At 61.6% G+C, this 16,454-nt stretch carries 13 protein-coding genes; 7 read left to right on the forward strand and 6 right to left on the reverse strand.

Annotated features, from left to right (window positions below; genetic code table 11):
• Positions 1-146: 146 nt before the first annotated feature.
• From ACX5I4_RS03105 to ACX5I4_RS03115, 3 genes are all read left to right on the forward strand, one after another.
• Positions 147-1,220: a maleylacetate reductase gene (locus ACX5I4_RS03105; RefSeq protein ID WP_461835353.1), complete on the forward strand. Its 1,074-nt coding sequence runs from the start codon at positions 147-149 to the stop codon at positions 1,218-1,220.
• Positions 1,217-2,128, forward strand: coding sequence for an intradiol ring-cleavage dioxygenase (locus tag ACX5I4_RS03110; RefSeq protein WP_461835354.1), 912 nt, complete (start codon positions 1,217-1,219; stop codon positions 2,126-2,128). Before ACX5I4_RS03105 ends, ACX5I4_RS03110 begins: the two co-directional genes overlap by 4 nt.
• Before the next feature lie 200 nt (positions 2,129-2,328).
• Entirely contained in the window at positions 2,329-3,417 is a 1,089-nt protein-coding gene (locus ACX5I4_RS03115) for an ROK family transcriptional regulator (protein WP_461835355.1), read from the forward strand.
• Positions 3,418-4,351: 934 nt separating this feature from the next.
• On the opposite strand, the gene ACX5I4_RS03120 is transcribed toward ACX5I4_RS03115, so the two are convergent.
• The 4 genes from ACX5I4_RS03120 to ACX5I4_RS03135 form a co-directional block, all read right to left on the reverse strand.
• On the reverse strand, positions 4,352-5,566 hold the full coding sequence (locus ACX5I4_RS03120) for a site-specific integrase (protein WP_461835356.1): 1,215 nt from the start codon (positions 5,564-5,566) through the stop codon (positions 4,352-4,354).
• 25 nt (positions 5,567-5,591) lie between these two features.
• Entirely contained in the window at positions 5,592-5,804 is a 213-nt protein-coding gene (locus ACX5I4_RS03125) for a helix-turn-helix domain-containing protein (RefSeq protein WP_234751373.1), read from the reverse strand.
• A 112-nt stretch (positions 5,805-5,916) separates the two neighbouring features.
• Positions 5,917-9,489 (reverse strand): MobF family relaxase, encoded by a 3,573-nt coding sequence (gene mobF / locus ACX5I4_RS03130; protein ID WP_461835357.1) that lies wholly within the window; start codon positions 9,487-9,489, stop codon positions 5,917-5,919.
• A gap of 145 nt (positions 9,490-9,634) precedes the next feature.
• Positions 9,635-9,931: a DUF4192 family protein gene (locus tag ACX5I4_RS03135; RefSeq protein WP_461835358.1), complete on the reverse strand. Its 297-nt coding sequence runs from the start codon at positions 9,929-9,931 to the stop codon at positions 9,635-9,637.
• A 424-nt stretch (positions 9,932-10,355) separates the two neighbouring features.
• Here ACX5I4_RS03135 and ACX5I4_RS03140 point away from each other — a divergent pair, with 424 nt between their 5' ends.
• Positions 10,356-11,678: a hypothetical protein gene (locus ACX5I4_RS03140; protein WP_461835359.1), complete on the forward strand. Its 1,323-nt coding sequence runs from the start codon at positions 10,356-10,358 to the stop codon at positions 11,676-11,678.
• Between the two features lie 285 nt (positions 11,679-11,963).
• On the opposite strand, the gene ACX5I4_RS03145 is transcribed toward ACX5I4_RS03140, so the two are convergent.
• Positions 11,964-12,140, reverse strand: coding sequence for a hypothetical protein (locus tag ACX5I4_RS03145; protein ID WP_461835360.1), 177 nt, complete (start codon positions 12,138-12,140; stop codon positions 11,964-11,966).
• A gap of 166 nt (positions 12,141-12,306) precedes the next feature.
• Between ACX5I4_RS03145 and ACX5I4_RS03150 the strand changes: the two genes are divergently transcribed.
• The 3 genes from ACX5I4_RS03150 (at position 12,307) to ACX5I4_RS03160 (ending at position 14,831) form a co-directional block, all read left to right on the forward strand.
• Positions 12,307-12,939 (forward strand): DUF433 domain-containing protein, encoded by a 633-nt coding sequence (locus ACX5I4_RS03150; RefSeq protein WP_461835361.1) that lies wholly within the window; start codon positions 12,307-12,309, stop codon positions 12,937-12,939.
• Positions 12,936-13,349 carry a PIN-like domain-containing protein gene (locus ACX5I4_RS03155; protein WP_461835362.1) on the forward strand — a complete coding sequence of 138 codons (414 nt, stop codon included), beginning with the start codon at positions 12,936-12,938 and terminating at the stop codon, positions 13,347-13,349. Before ACX5I4_RS03150 ends, ACX5I4_RS03155 begins: the two co-directional genes overlap by 4 nt.
• Positions 13,350-13,649: 300 nt before the next feature.
• On the forward strand, positions 13,650-14,831 hold the full coding sequence (locus ACX5I4_RS03160) for a Fic family protein (RefSeq protein WP_461835363.1): 1,182 nt from the start codon (positions 13,650-13,652) through the stop codon (positions 14,829-14,831).
• Positions 14,832-15,450: 619 nt separating this feature from the next.
• Here ACX5I4_RS03160 and ACX5I4_RS03165 read toward each other — a convergent pair.
• Complete coding sequence (locus tag ACX5I4_RS03165; RefSeq protein ID WP_461835364.1) at positions 15,451-16,422, reverse strand: carbohydrate kinase family protein; 972 nt, start codon at positions 16,420-16,422, stop codon at positions 15,451-15,453.
• Between the last annotated feature and the right edge of the window lie 32 nt (positions 16,423-16,454).

Raw genomic sequence — 16,454 nt, forward strand, 5'->3', positions numbered from 1 at the left:
GGATAGTCGAAAGTCGTAGCCAGGCGACCTACCGGCGCCGCTGAAACCCAGATGCCAGCCTCACAGCGGGTATTCCATCCGGCCGGGTAGATCGCGACGTCATGTTTGCGGCCGAACGGCCACCACTACAAGGAGGCTGCCGGACAATGGGCATCGCTTTTGACCATAAGACCCTTGGCCAGCGTGTCGTGTTCGGGACCGGCGGGGCCGTCGAGAACACAACTGCCGCGGTGACTGAGCTGGGCAGCGAACGGGTCTTGTTGATTGCCGGCACCTCCGCGCAGGAACTTGCCGGTTCCATCGCCGCCCGAATGCCGGAAGCTGTGCGGATCGACGAAGTCATCCAGCATGTTCCGGCCAACAGCGCGGCCCGTGCTGTTGCAACAGCCCAGGAAACAACATGCGATGCCATTGTCTGCGTCGGCGGAGGCTCGGCCACGGGACTGGCGAAAGCCGTGGCGCTAAAGACCGGTCTGCCGATTGTGGCGCTTCCGACAACCTTCTCTGGTTCAGAAGCTACCGACGTGTGGGGCATCACCGATCAAGGCCGGAAAACGACCGGTTCAGACCCGCGCGTTCTGCCCGCCGTCGTCGTCTACGACGCTTCCCTTACCTCGGGGCTTCCCGCCCACCTCGCTATCGCTTCGGGGATCAATGCCATGGCACATGCCATAGACGGGTTCTGGGCACCTCGTGCCGATCCGATCAACCGTGCGATGGGCACTGAAGCGCTCCGGGCCCTTGTGCCCGGACTCAAGGCTCTCCACAACGCACCCGACAACCTCGACGCCCGCGAACAGACGCTCTACGGGGCTTACCTGGCCGCCGTCGCATTCGCCAGTGCCGGCTCCGGCCTGCACCACAAGATCTGCCACGTGCTCGGAGGCCGCTACGGACTATCCCATGCCGAGATGCACTCAATAGTCCTGGCCTATGTCACCGCATTCAACGCACCTGCGGCCCCTGACGCCGCCAGGAGGATCAGCGAAACCTTCGGCGGACTCTCGGCAGAGGAAGCTCTCTTCAGGTTCCGCGAGGAGGTCGACGCTCCGAAGTCCCTCGCCGCCCTTGGCCTGAGGGAAGAAGACCTTCCCGAGGCGGCGGCGCTCTGTGTCGAGGCCGTACCAGCAACCAATCCGCGACCCGTGACCCGACAGGATCTGGAGAAGATCCTGCGCCTGGCATGGGCCGGGGAACCCATTGAGAAAGGACAGCTGTGAATCAGACACAGACCACAACCGCGGCATCAGCCGAGCAGTCCTCGCGTGAACAGGAACTGACAGACAAGGTCGTCGCATCCTTCGCCGAGGCCCCCGACGAACGGCTGAAATACCTCATGCAGGCCCTCGTCAAACACACCCACGCTTTCGTGCGGGAAGTGCGCCTGACAGAAGCCGAATGGAATTCCTGCATCGATTTCCTCACCGCAGCTGGCCACATAACGGACCACCGGCGGCAGGAGTTCGTCCTGCTCTCCGACGTCCTCGGACTGTCCATGCAGACGATCGCCGTCAACAACGAAGCCTACAAGGACGCAACCGAGGCCACCGTTTTCGGACCGTTCTTCGTCGATGACGCGCCCTTGATCGAACAAGGCGGCGATATCAGCGGAGGCGCGCCAGGAGAACCATGCTGGGTGGAAGGAACGGTCACCGACACCGACGGAAACCCAATTCCGAACGCCAAAATCGAAGTCTGGGAAGCCGACGACGAAGGCCTGTACGACGTCCAGCACGCCGACGGCAGGATCTACGGACGCGCCCGACTCTTCTCGGACGCCCAAGGCAACTACAAGTTCTGGGCACTGAAGCCGACCCCGTACCCCATTCCCAACGATGGCCCTGTTGGAAGACTCCTTGATGCCGTTGGCCGCTCACCCTACCGCGCATCACATTTGCACTTCATGGTGGTGGCCGACGGATACCGGACTCTGGTGACGCACATCTTCGTCAGAGGCGACGAGCTGCTCGACTCCGACAGCGTCTTTGGAGTTAAAGAATCCCTCGTCAAGGACTTCCATCCGCACCCAGCTGCTCAGGCGACTCCTGACGGCAGGCCGTTGGCCGGCGGGCAAAGCTGGACGGACGTGCGCTTCGATATCGTGCTGGCCCCGGAAGACGCTGGATAACCATGCCGCTCAGCACGAACCAGCCCGCACTAATGCACTCGCGGACAGCGGCTGGCGATAACTGGTCTGGACATGGGCGGTGGACAACGCCTGCGGGAAATTCCGGGTCGTCCGCTCCGCCAAGATCTGTCCACCAGGGTGAGGTTCCAGGCTCGGATCAAGTCCTTTCACTGATCCGAGCTGGAACCGCGACCACCCGCATGGAACTGATGGAAAATACCGGGCTCTCCCGGTCGACGGTCGCTGAGAGGCTCAAAGAACTCCTGGACACAGGATTGATCGTCGGTGCGGGCCAATCGTTTTCCACTGGAGGTCGGCGGCCCTCTGTCTTCAAGTTCAATGAGGCGGCGGGGGTCGTTGTCGCGGCAGTCATCGGCTTGGTCACAATCAACGTTGCGATCCTAGATTTGGCCGGAAATATTATGAAGGAGAAAGAACTCGAGCACGACATTTCGCGCGGCCCAACCGCGACCCTGGATGTCCTCGTCGAATACGCCGGCCTCCTACACGCGGAAATCGGGCCAGAGCAACGCATCTGGGGAGTAGCAGTTGGGCTGACCGGCCTCGTGGACTTCAGCGCGGGAAGGGTCGTTAGCCCGATGGGGACGTCGGGTTGGGACGGCTTCCCGGTAGCCGACTGGCTCTTCGAGAAATACGGGTGCCCGGTGCTCGTAGATACCGACACCAACTTCATGGCCATAGGGGAGACAGCGACATGCGGCCAGCCATGTAAAGACGTCCTTTTCGTCAAAGTAGGGATGGATATCGGCGCCAGCTTAATCTTCGACGGCCGCCTGTTTCGTGGTGCAGACGGTGCCGCTGGCAACATCGGCCACACCTACCTGGCCGGCCATGACGACATCCCGTGTGTCTGCGGCAGAACGGGCTGCCTGGTGGCTGTCGCAGGCGGCCGCCGGTTGGCAACACGACTTGCCAGCGAAGGACTTCCCACAGAAACCGCCCACGATGTCGTCCTTCAAGTTCAAAAAGGGAGCAAGTCCGCAGCGTATGAAGTGCGGAAGGCAGGCCACAACCTGGGACTCGTCCTTTCCAACCTCGTCAACGCCTTCAACCCCAGCATGATCATTCTCGGCGGTGTCCTTTCAGCCGCCGGCGACCCTCTACTGGCGGGAGTCCGGGAAGCTGTCTATGGACACTGCCCGTCTCATGCCACCCGTAATCTTCACATCAACATCAGCTCTAACTGGAAAAGGGCAACGATCACCGGAGCAGCCGCAATGTTGGTAACCAAAGCTCTCGAGCTCCGGGCGGATGGTGGTCACGACTGATAGGCCTGAACTGCTGTCCAAGTTGTCGCAACTGTACGGGGATGTTTGAAACAGGTATTGATCCTGGCGGACAAGTCCGGGGTCTCGGCGGACCAATAGCACCGCATGGGATAGGAGTGGCGGAACCTCCACCGCAGCAAGCCGGTCTGCATGGCCTGCGGCGCTCCTGCCCCCCTTCCGCTTTGCATCTATAAGACGCAGGCCTTGGGATGCCTGCGCAGGGTGGGCATCGCGGCCCACCGATGGTCTCGGGCGGGCCCGGGAGCAGCCCGTGCTGGCCGCAGTCAGGGCAGGTCCCGTGGGTGCGTGTGGCGGTGGTGAAGCAGGGGCCGCAGATTTTGCCGCTTGAGCGCTTGGTCTTGTCCGGCTTGGCGAGTCTTGGGCTGGTGCCTCGGCGGTGCGGAACGATGGTGAGCCCAGTTGGGGCGGCCTTGGTCTTGATGGGCTCAGAGAAGCATGCGAAGGACTTTTCCCGCGGTGACTATTCCGCGTCTCTTCGTCCCGCCCTTCCCCCCGTGTGCTTAAGGCTCAGCCGAAGGAATGCGGCATCGGAGATCGTCAACCATGAAGGACCAGCAGGAGGCTGCGGAATCCCTCCCTCCGCGGACAGGAGGAAGTAACGGCTGTGTGAGGTTTCGGACGCGGGCTGGCGGGCATTACTGGGGGACCGCAATTACATCCGACTCACCTTTAACTCACCTTAATCGGCGGCAACCAATGACAAATCATCGCCCGCCGTTGACCGCAAAAACCCCTAGAATCTTGGGGAAAATGACCATATTCCGGGCGCACCAAGGCGTCCGGGCCTAAAGCGGGGGTCGTCGGTTCGAATCCGACAGGGGGCTCTTAGTTTGGCTCTGACCTGCAGGTATGTTGATTCGGGTCAGAGCCATTTGAACTTTTTCGATCTGGACTCACCTTTAACTCACCTGAATCAGATTTGGAGACCGGTCCTGCCAGGCGCTCCTGGTCCCCCGTTGGCTGCGTCGAAGGCGCCGAGCACGGCCCGTGTGTCGATCGCTTCTTTGTATTCCTCGACGTAGTGCTTTCGGGTCATTGACACCTTGGAGTGCCCTGCCTGGTAGGCGGCAGTTTCGGCGCCCATGGTCCGTGCAATGAGGGTCGCATTGGCCTTGCGGAACGTTTTGAACGTCACCCACGAGTATCCGATGTCGTCTGCCGCTTTGCGCCAGGTCTTGCCGACATTGTTCGGATCGCACACCGTTCCTGTGGACGAGGGAAAGACCAAGTCCAAGGGATTCCCAGTGGCGTTGCTGCGTTGCCTGAGCTGTCGTCTTCGAAGCGACTCGGCGAGATTTGGCGGTATGGTCACGTAGCGGAATCCGTGCTCGGATTTTGGGTGGTCTTGAATGGTGACACCCCCGGTGGAAGTACGGATGACTGTGGCGTGGACATGGACGGTCGGCGGGTCTGCCTCGAGGTCGACATCAGCCCAGGACAGTGCGAACAGTTCGCCTGGGCGTAGGCCGGTGGTGATGAGGACGTCGGCGATTTGGTGGAGTTCCTGGGACCTCGTGCGGCCAAGCACCGATCCCTGCTCCCAAGCAATGAGCTTGGTCCTCAGATCCAGAAACTGTCCTGGATCCAGAGCTTGAGGCTTTGCCGCCCGACTTCTCGGGATGGAGATTCCTAGGACCGGATTGATGCTCACAGCGTCGTGGCGCAGCGCAATTTTGAACATCGACGACAACACGGCCCCGCAAGTGCGGGCCGTAGCCGGGCCGGCCGCGTCGACAACATTTCGAATGAAGTGATCCACGACGCCTGGCGTGGTCTCTCCAATGCGGACAGAGCCGATTCCAGGCAGAATGTACTTCTTGACGCTGAATGCATACTTGTCTTTGGTCCGCGATGCCTTGTCCGAGCGTTGCAGCTCTGCCAGGTAAACCTCTGAGAGGTCGCGGATCTGGTCTGTTGCGCTGATGAGGGCGTTGCCTTGGGTCTGCCTTTTTTGCAGCTTGATTTGGAGATTTCGCCGTGCCGCTGCGGCGGATGGTCCGCGGGCTTCGATTTTTCGCGTTTGCCCGTCGAGGTCCCGGTATCTGGCCCGCGCACGCCAGCTTCTTGCTGTTGCCCGGTCAGTGCGGATGAGACCCCATGTTCCCAGGGGCAGTGGGTACCTGCTCATTTATCGCGTGCAGGTTTTGGGCCGGTTACGGCTCTGCGTGCAGCGACAGCCAGGCAACGAAGTCGCTTTGCCTGATTCGCAGGTGCCTGCCGATGCGGTATGCGTGTGGCCCGATGTGCTTGGCTCGCCACTGGTAGAAGGTCTGCTCCGGGATCTGTAGCTGAGCGCAGATCTCCTTCGGGGTTAGCCACTGTTGGTCAACCTCGACGGGCTGGTTGCGATTTGGCGTCGTCGTCATTGGAGTCTCCGTGGTCTTGGTCACCTGACATACGGCCAGGCTCTGTTCCAACTTCATGGGAGACAAAGGTGCAGACGGCATGACCGTGCGGAGGAGCAGAGTGATTTTGATGTCAGAGCTGCCAACCGACGCTAATGGGGCTGATCTGTCGGGAGATCGAATCTTCCAGCCATTTGCCGGGTTGTTGTTGCCGGTTGGCTTGGGACGAAGCCCGGTCGGCGACGCGCTTGAGGTGTTCGTACTGCGATGACTGTTCCCAATCATGGTCTGCCGGTGCAGGTCCCAGAGGGAGGGCTGAGTCGTCGATACCCCAACGGTCCCTGTAGATGGCAACCCTGGCGACCAGGCGGGCGGTGTCTGTCGCGGTCACGTTCGGCGGGAGCGTTTGGACGAGTTTACGTTTCCATTCAGTGTCCTCCGTCAAAGCGGCCGACGCGACTTGCTTGGCCCGCTGCCTGATCTTATGGGTTACTTGGTTGATCATGTCAGCGAGGTCGGGCCGGTTGGTATGAAGTGGTTCGGGGATGACGGCACGATCGCCGGCTGGCATGCGGGATGAGAAGTTGACGAGCCGGGCGTGCAGAACGGCTGCGACGTCCTTTGCATCGCCGCTTGTTTCCAAAGCGGCGGTCACAGTCCGCTGAGCCCCGGGCCGGCTGGCAGCGGTCGCTCGGCGCCAGGCTGCGACGGCCGCCCCCCACGAGGGGGATTGTTGCAACACCTCATCAATCTCCGAAGTGCGCGCCTTGATGAACCTTGTCAGGTCTTCGGCGGATGCGATTTGTGCGAGGTAGTCGTATTCGGCGCTGAGCCGGTCGAGCGTGTCGGCGCTTGACTGTTCGGCGTCGCGGACTTCGTGAGCGGTTCGTTCGGCGCCTTCGGCAGCGAGCACTTCGGCGAGGATCTCCTGCCATTGCGGCTGCAAGGAGGGGTCCAGCGGCTCGTGGTCGCTGGGGTCGTTTTCGCTGATGTACGCGTAATTGCCGGCACGTCCGCGCGTCATGCTGACGTAGAGAAGTTCGCGTGTGAGACGTCCTTGGGTGACGACGGTGTGGCCGGTGTCGACGGTGATTCCTTGGGCGCGGTGGGCGGTTGTCGCGTATCCCAGTTCCACGGCCGACTCGACATACTCGCGGTGCAGGGTGACGATGGCGCCGGTGTCCTTCCGGACCGCGGAGAGGGAGCCGTCGCGCTTGCCGGCACGTACGACGTCGAGCAGAGTGCCGTTGCGGATGAAGTCACCGTTGCTGTCGGCAACGGTGCGGTCGTTGCGGCGGGCGATGATCGTGTCACCGCGCCCGGCACACAGCGTGTCCGCCAGGAGTGCTGTCTGTTCGGCGTCCACAAGGCCCTGGATCACGCGGTCGGCCTGGGCTCGTTCGTTGAGCATGCTGACGGTGTCGTTGTCCGCGGCGATAAGGATGGACGACCTTCCCACACGGATGTCGGCCTGCCAGTTCAGATATGCCTGACCGACCATGTCCAGATAGGTTCCGTGCCGGATCCGCTGATGCCGGTCGTAGTCAGTAATCGCCGCGACGTCCCCGGCGCGGAGTTTCAGCGAGGCCTCGCGTTCCCAGGCGTTCTCGAAGCGCCAGATGGTGCTCAGCCGGGCGGTCTTGCCTTGCCGGTCCAGCCAGCCCAGGACCCCACCGGCGTCGATGGCATCCAGCTGCCCGGGATCGCCCACCAATAGGATCTTTGCTCCGGCGTCCCGGGCCTGTTCCACAAGCGCGGCGAGCTGAAGGGTCGACACCATCGAGGCCTCATCGACGACAACCAGCTGGTTCGAATGGAACCGCCACCGGTCCTGCTCGGCGGAGAGCCAAGCGGCTTTCTGTGCGAGCAGAGCGGTCTGCGGGCTTGACTTAGCCTCAGGATGGGTGAGCCGCCGCTCTGCATCGAAGAACCGCTCAGCCCGGCGACTGGCCCCCTCACCGGCGGACTCGTACAGCCACTTGGCGACATTCTCCGCGACCATGGACAGCTCCCGCCCCAAAACCTCGGCGCTCGCCGCCGCGGGCGCCAATCCGACTACGCTGCCGGGCCCGAACTCTGCTTCCCAGGCGGCCTTCACCGCGCCGAGGGCGGTGGTCTTACCGGTTCCGGCGGGTCCGACGACGGCGTCGAGCCGGTTTCCGCTTAGCAGGATCTCTGCAGCGGCGGCGCTCTGGTCATCGTGCAGCCCGAATTTGCCGTGGTCCTGGTAGCCGGCGAGTTCATCCATGGCGACCATTGGCCGGACGGCGGGGCCGCCGTCGTCGTTCCTTGCCCCCATGACGGTCTCCTCGCACGCGAGGGTGGTGGCGTCGGTGTAGAGACGGGACCCGTGGAAGTCGAAAATGCTCTGCTTGCCGAGGCGGAGATCGGGCTGCGCGTCCGCGGGGACGCTGTAGCGGTAGGCGTTGAGGGGGACCGATTGGGCTTCGGCGGCGGTGGCGACGGCGTCGATCAAGGCGTTGCGATCGTCCGGTGTGTGGCAGCGGATCGCGGCGCAGACCCGTTCGGCCTCGGCGAGGAGGTTCCAGCGGTTCCAGGTGGCGCGCTTGGTGGCGACCCGCTCCCGGGTGAGCGAGGCGACGGCGTCGACCCAGTCGTGGGTGAAGTCGGAAGATCGGAACGGGTTTGTCCGTGACCGCCGGATGGTGTTGGCCAGAACGAGCCGGGGCTCGAAGCCTTTGGCTGCCGCGCGTGCCCTCCACTGTGCGGAGAGCTCACGGAGCGGCGCAATGATGTCGGCTTTGGGGGTGCGGGTGGAGAGGGTTGCCTGCTGGCGGAGTTTGATGGTGGTGGTCGCCGTTGGGGGAGTGCCGTGGTCTGTGGTCCATGCGGCCACGAGGCGGTCGGTCTCCAGCTCGATGAGGCGGGAGCGGTTTGAGAATTCGCGGATCAGGCTGTCATCGACGCCGGTCAGCTGCGCACTCGGGTTATGCGTGGTGGCTGCGGGCTCGCGGATGTCGGTGTCGGTCCCGAGGCGGCGGTGGAGGGAGTCGAAGAGCAGTCCGTTGTAGTGTTCGCTGGCAGCGACGGCGGCCTTGTAGAGGGTCCGGGAGTCGAGGGTGACCCAGGCGCCGTCGGTGGTCCGTTGGACGCGGTTGGCGATGACCAGATGCGTGTGCAGCTGCGGGTCCCCGGCGCGCGACTCCCAATGATCAAAGGCGGCGGCGATGGCTCCCGTGGTGCCGATGCGGGCAACGCCATTGCGTCCGGATCTTGTGTGGATGACGGACTCTTCCAACCATTCCAGTGTGGCGGTGACGGCGTCGTGGTGGGTTTGAAGGATCTGGTCTTGGAGGGTCCGCGGGCTCAGCGCCCAGAGCACGGACACGGACTTGGGAACGCTGAACGTCAGATCGAATCCGGCGACAGCGCGGCGCGTGCCGGCTTGTCCCTGGCTGTTTTGGACGAGTGTGGGTTGGCCGTGCGGGCGGCCCAGGGGAGCGCCGGTGTCCGGATGGACAGTTTCGTCGAAGATGGCTTTGGCATCGGTTTCGGTGACTGGGTCGCCGCGGGCTCGGGTGATGCCGCCCAGGCCGCTACCGAGCCAGCGCCCCTGCGGTGTCCCGGCCTTCATGTAGTAGCTTGTGGCGTCCGGAGGAGTCGGCGACACATCATCCATCATCGTGGTCTTGAACAGGTACCTCAGACCCGACTGTGCGGAGAGCCTGGCGATGGACATGGTCATGGCCGTCTCCGTGTGCGCCGTCGGCGGTCTCGTTGCCCGTTGCCGCAGCTCGTAGAGCAGAATCGCTGCGAGGTGCGAGACTGTTCGAAGTCTTGACCACATTCACCGCAAGTCTTCCCATTCACGATCCTTCATCGGGGTGGCATTACGTCGCGACATGACGTGCCGTGAGACGATGCTCACGGCGACGACCTTTGGTGCCAGAGGTGTAGACGGCGAAGGGGGCGCTGGTGGCTTTGGGGTCGTTGGCGAGGTAGCCGGCGACGGTGCGTGCGTAGGCGAGTTCGCTGCCGTCGTGCTTTGGCAGGTCCACGCGGAGGGTGGCGCCGATGCGGTTGGTGTCGATCGTGATGCAGACGAGACTCTCGTGGGGCCAGAAGCCCAGGGTGTGGCCGATGAAGCTGAGGACATCGGCGGGTGTTTTGATGGTGAGCGTTTCCACGGTGATTCTCCTTGAATGGGCGGCCGGTTCAGTTTTCGGCGTCGTTCTAATAGCGGAGCCTCCGCTGGGTTGAGGGGCCGGAGTGCAACTTGGGGTACCGGGAGCGGTCCAAAAGTTCGGGAGGAAACAAGCGACGCAGGAGCGCCGAACGAAGTTTTGGACTGCGGACGGCGCGCAGCGCCCTGGTTGCGCAGAGGTCCAGCCCAGCGATGATTGAAGATCAGAATGACAAACAGCGATGATTCTTATGGCTGTCCATGGCGGGGTCGTGGCGGCGCGGCACGCGCCAGGGGTCCTGGGCCGTTTGAGGGGAAGCTAACGTCCGGGGTGGGTGTCCCTGAGCCCCGTTTGTGGCCGAGTTCGGGGTTTTCGACGACTGCTCGGTCGCGGGTACAGAGGCCGGGTTTCGGATAGGTTTGTGAGCGTGACGAACATTTCTGATGCGCCGGAGCCGACGCTGACCACCCAACCGACGTCGTTAGATCTTCTCCTCGGGCGAGCTGCCGCGGCGAGCATCGAGACCGAGGTCCGATCCTTCGAGGAAATGGCCCCTGGCCGTTCGCGCCACTATGTGCTGCTCGGACTGCCGAACGGAAGGCGCACGCGGCAGGTCACAGTATTTCCTCGGGACATGGAAGATTTCCTACGTATAGAATTCGAGAAGTACATCGTGCTCGGCGACTACGTGGCCGTCGTTGATACGGCATCAGGGCGCATCGAGGCTCAGGTAGTCGGAGGCGGGACGCCTGGGCGTCTCAGTAATGGTCGCGTTTTTCAACAACTCCCCGGTGTCGAGATTATTGCCGACGGCGACGCCGAGTTGGAGCAAGAAGCGTTTGAAGATGGGCCAGCGCCACGCCGCTTCCCTGCCGAAAACTGGCGACTTGCAGTCGAGCAGAGCGGAGTTTCCATCGAGATTTCGCCAGCGTCCGCCGAATTCGAGATTCTGCTCGAACGAGGGGTGACAATCAAAGTTGACGGCGTCACTACGTCCACCCATGAGGCGTCGTTGGAAGCACTCGAGCGTTACGCTGCTGCAATGCTCTTCGACCTTGACGTGGTATATGGAGTCCCGGTGCAGTTGGCCAAGCGACGGCGTGCGAACCGAAGGCGTCGTTACGAACGCCCAGATCACCCTCCGAAGTTTCCGCGCAATCGATATGCGGGGCAAGCGCTCGAGCTGTACCAATATGGCCGCGCGGCCGCGGGATTGCCGCTACTCGAATATCTTGCCTACTACCAGTCGCTTGAATACTTCTTCCCGTTCTTCGCCAGGGAGCAGACCGTTCACTCGGTCAGGAGTCAGCTCCTGCATCCGGGATTTGATGCACTGAACGACGTCGCACTGAATCGACTGATTAATCTCGCAGCTCCGGCCGCGAGGGGTGGCATGGCTGAGCGGGAACAGCTTCGGGCAACGATTCGCGCCTGCATGGACGAGGCTGATTTGCGCGAGTTCGTCGAGTCGTTGCCTGAGTACAAGGATCATTTTTGCTCGAAGAATCAGAAAGTGAAAGGTGTCGGGGCCTTCCAGCTGAGCGGCAATCAAGTTGACATACGTGACCAAGCCGCTGACCGTATTTATGCCATCAGATGCCGAATCGTCCATTCCAAACAAGATGGTGGTGGCAACAGCGAAGAAGTATTACTTCCGTCCAGCACTGAAACTGAGTCTTTGCAAGCGGACGTGGAGATGATTCGGCTAGTAGCACAGCGGGCACTTATCGCCCGCGCGGCCCGCGCATGACTCGAATCACTCTGATCCCAGACGCACTTCCCGGCGCGAGCACTTGACACGCCCGCGTGTCGACGGTGATTTGGGTTGTGCCCGCCGGGCGGCTAAGCAGACACGCGGCCAAGTCAATTTTGGGAGGTGTTCAAAGACGAGGTCATTGGTGAGGAAAAAGCCCGCGGTAGGCCACGACAAGGCCCGTCACACCCGTCAGGATAAACGGCCCCACCTACACCCTTGAACCGACGCCAACAGGATGCACCCTGATAATGGGGATCGTTATGGACCTGCCGGCGGGCTTCAAATTTGTTGAAGACCCGAGCCGTGGTGGGAGCCCGTCGCGCGCACCTCGCTGAACCGTTTGAAAGAGGTCCCTTCCGCCCGGCAGGGATGAGTTCCCCGATCGGCGATCTCACGTCTTGCCGTCACATTGACGTTCGGCGCTTCGAAAATCCGCCACTCATCGGTGCGGGTCACAGTCTGTCGCTAGCAAGGACTCAGCTCCATAGCTGAGAGTCCTTGGCTGGGAGTTCTGCCACGATATGGACGAGGAACTTGTCGGCGCGGCGATATGACTCTGTCGGTTCCCTCTGGGATTGTGTTAGCAAGACAAGGGCCAGTCGATCCTGGGGAGGGAGAGCGCATGTCATTTCCAGCCGACCTCACGGCTACGCTTTCGGGCACCTCTTTGCATCAGCTGTATCTATGGCGCAAGTCTGGCCTCCTCATCCCTGAAGTGAGCGCCGGCCGGCCGCCGCTCTATTCTTTCCGGGACGTCACGGCACTTCGCGCTATGGCCTATCTCCGAGCGCGCACGTCACTCCAGAGCATTCGAACGGCATTCGGTACCCTCCGCTCGTTTAACTTCAACGATCATCCCTCGGCATACCGATTCGAGACCGACGGCAGAACGATCGCCGTAACTGACGGTTCGGGCAACATCGTTGACCTTGTCCGGCACAAGGGTCAAATGGCGGCCTTCACTCTAGCTGACATCTTCCGCCCGTTTGAGAACCTCCAGAATCAGACGGTCGCGGATTTCGAGCACCCTCGGCCTCGCCTGAATGTGAACGGCGATCGCCTCGGCGGGTGGCCGACGATCGACGGTACCCGCGTACCCTACGACGTCGTAACCCAGTTCCTCGGCGAGCATCCCGACGAGGAGGACTTCGATGACCTTCACTACTACTATCCCGACGTCAGCCGAGAGGCCGCTGAGGATGCCGTCGATTTTGACGTCGAGGTCACGGCGATCCATCGGGGGTCCGTCGCTTGAAGTTCCTCCTTGATGAGTGTGTTTCGTACCGGCTCATGCCTTCGTTGGAGGCGGCTTTCCGCAATTGCGAATTCCACTCCGTGAAGTCGTTGAATTGGCGCGGCACGCTCGACCCGAAGCTCTTCCGCGCGGCCGCCGAAGAGTCCTTCGACGTCCTAGTCAGCCTGGATCACAAGATCCTTCGCCTCGACGACGAGCGATATGCATTACGAAAGGCGGGGCTACACTTCGCCGCGATCGAGCGCCCTCCTCTGGGCGTCAAGGGACGGGACTTCAACTCCCTCGTTCTCGCACAGCTTGTCTCATGCCTCACGCTTGTCTTGCGGACGTCCCCCGCCGCTCCGACCCTGTTCCGGCTCGGAGGCGTGCCACATGACCACACGAAGAGGCTCACGCTCGAGCGCATCTAGGCAGGTGACGCCGGAGCTCGACAAACTCCGAAGGTTTGAGACGCGGAATCAAGAGCTGCGAAATACAGTGGCGCGATCGGGCGATGAGACGCCGATCGATCGTCACAGAATGCCTCCACTAGGCGGTCAAATCCACAATTCCCGCGGGCCGGGTGGGCGCTAACTTCAACGTTTCTACAGATGTGCGACACTGCGCCTGCTGGGATCCCGGAAGGAGGTGATTCTAGTCAACAGGCTTTTGACTAGAATGTGTGTTGTACTCTTCAAGTCAGCAAGAATCGCCTGAAATTAAAGGAAAGTATGGACGTCGAGAGGTTTCGCGAGAGCCCGATTGGAAGTTTGGTGCCTATCCGAGGAACAGACGGGCTGAAACGTGAGTACGACCATTTCGCGTACGTTCCGCACCCGTTAGGGCCGGAGCCGGAGCTTAGCAATTCCGCTTGGCACGCTGTGAGTCGGGCTAACAGGGCTCTCGGTGCACTAGACAAAGCCAGCCGACAAGTGCCAAACCCAGCCCTCATCCGCATGCCGATGATCAGGCGTGAGGCCCAGAGCACGTCCGCTTTGGAGGGCACTTATGCTCCTCTTGACAGGGTGCTTGCCGTTGATGACACGTCTGATAAGCCGCGAAGTGCGGAGCTAGACGAAATCATGAACTATGTTGAAGTCGCTGATCGGGCCTTTGATTGGGTTCAGGCTGGCCGGCGGATCACCCCTGGCTTGCTTACTGATCTGCATCGAACTCTTGTGAAGGGGACCGCAGCGGACAATGCAGACGCTGGCGCTGTTAGGTCTGTACAGGTCGTTATTGGAAGCCGCGGCGCTGATCTCACGGAGGCTCGGTTCATTCCCCAACCCCCAGGTATTGAGCTGGATGCGGCCATCCGAGACCTGTTGGACTGGATAAACGAAGCCCCTGAAGGTGGGCGAGATCCTGTGATTGCTGCGGCCCTTGCGCATTACCAGTTTGAGACTATCCACCCTTTCAATGACGGGAACGGGCGCTTAGGGCGGCTTCTGATTGTTCTTGGGCTTATGCGAGACGCCGTTGTTTCGGAGCCGCTGCTCAGTGTCTCGCCTTGGTTTGAGGCCAGACGGGATGTTTATCAGGACCAGCTTGCCCGACTAAGTGAGACAGGAGATTGGTCCGGCTGGGTGGAGTTCTTCGCTGAGGGCATTGCCGCGTCGGCCCAAGAGACTGCCGCGCTCGTTGACGATCTTCTGGACGTCAGCCAGAAGCACATGGATACGCTTCGAGAAGCTGGGGCCACCGGCGTGATACTCGATGTGGCGGGATCCCTCTTGGCGAGTCCGATCGTCACAAAGGCAAGGCTGGCCAAGAAGTTCGGAAAGAACTACCAGACCATCAGCAACGCCGTGGTGAAGTTGCAGCAACTCGGGATCCTGGAGGACTATCCTTTCGAGACTTCGCAGAACACTTACATCGCCTCGGACATTTTTGGCATTCTGACGCGGAGATGATTCGCGCTCTAGCTGTAAGCGCTTCCACTAGAACATACGGGGAAGTATTCAAGTGGACTTGAATCAACTGCTCATGGTTCTAGTGAATCGTCTGTCTACTAGAACGGGTAAGAACGGATTCAATAGAAATTGAATGACGTGAAGATCTTTCTCTAGTCAATGGATCACAGAGCGGGAGGGGTGCGCTCCACACGACACAGGAGGCCCTCCACGGAGGACTAACCCGCGTATGTCTCGTTCTGTGGGCTTCCTTTGGCCGCGACGGGGGCTGGTCATGGACTCCCGTACGCCCACCGCAATGAAGGTCCAGACGGGACCGTCAAGGTCCACCCGCGGAAGGGAGGAAGGGAGCTAGACAGACTCTGCCTCCTTTGCAGTGGCCAACAGTAACCCGGCCATTGCAACCGACTCACCTTTAACTCACCTTAATGAACGGCAACCGATGACAAATCATCGTCTGTCGTTGACCACAAAAACCCCGAGAATCCGGGCGAAAACGACCAGAAACGAGGCGCACAGAGGCCTTGGGCCTAAAGCGGGGGTCGTCGGTTCGAATCCGACAGGGGGCTCTTGGTTTATCCCTCCCGTCCCCGGGTCGCCGCCGATCGCACGGAGGTGCTCAGGCAGGTTGGGCGACGGCCGCGGATGGATCACCGGACCGCCGTCGGGAGAGTTCTGTCTCAAGCTCGGTCCACGTCGGTGGGTTGGCTCCGGGGCGGCTCACGGTGATCGCGGCTGCCATGGAGGCGTTGCGGCCTATCCTTTCGATCACGGACGGGGCCAGGCCCTCGCCGGTTCGGTTCAGTAGTCCGTGGATCAGCGCGGACATGTATGAGTCGCCTGCGCCGATGGTATCGGCTACTTGTGTTGCCACCGCGGGGATGCTGAGTTGCGCGGCGGCAGTGGAGAGCAGGGAGCCGGCGGAGCCGGTGGTGATGACCGCCAGTTCGGCGCCAAGGCCCAGCACACGGGCCGCGATGTCTTCCAGCGGCATTCCGGGGTAAAGCCAGTGCGCGTCGTCATCGCTGAGTTTGACGACGTCGGTCAACGGGACGAGTTCTTCGAAGCTGGTTTTCGCTTCGTGGTGGCTGCCCAGTAGCGCGGGTCTGATGTTGGGGTCATAGGTGACGAGGCACGAGTCGTGGCATTGGAGCATCAGGGACCGGACAGCAGCTGCCCCGGGAGCGAGGAATGTTGCGATGGAGCCCGCGTGGAAGACCTTGGGAAGGAAGTTCGGAACGGCCGGGGTCAGGTCCCACCGGATGTCGAACTCATAGCTGGCGGAGCCATCGGCGGCGAGGGTCGCCGTCGCGGTGGCTGTCCTGTCCAGCGAGGTGGATCCGGGCAGCAACTCCACTCCGGCGCTGCTCAGGTGTTCCCTGATGAGCTGGCCGTGCCGGTCCTCGCCGATCGCGGTCCGCAGGCCTGTGCTGACGCCGAGGCGGCCGAGCCCATAGGCGACATTCGCCGGTGACCCGCCCGGATGTTCCACGGTGCCGGTGCCGGACTTGACTATGTCGATGAGTGCCTCGCCGACGACGATGACGTCCAGGACGCGCGGGTGCCCTGGATCCGGTTCAAGGGTGTTCATGGTTTTCCTTCTTCACGTATCCAGGCAGGACG

It is taken from the genome of Arthrobacter sp. MMS24-S77, assembly GCF_054888235.1.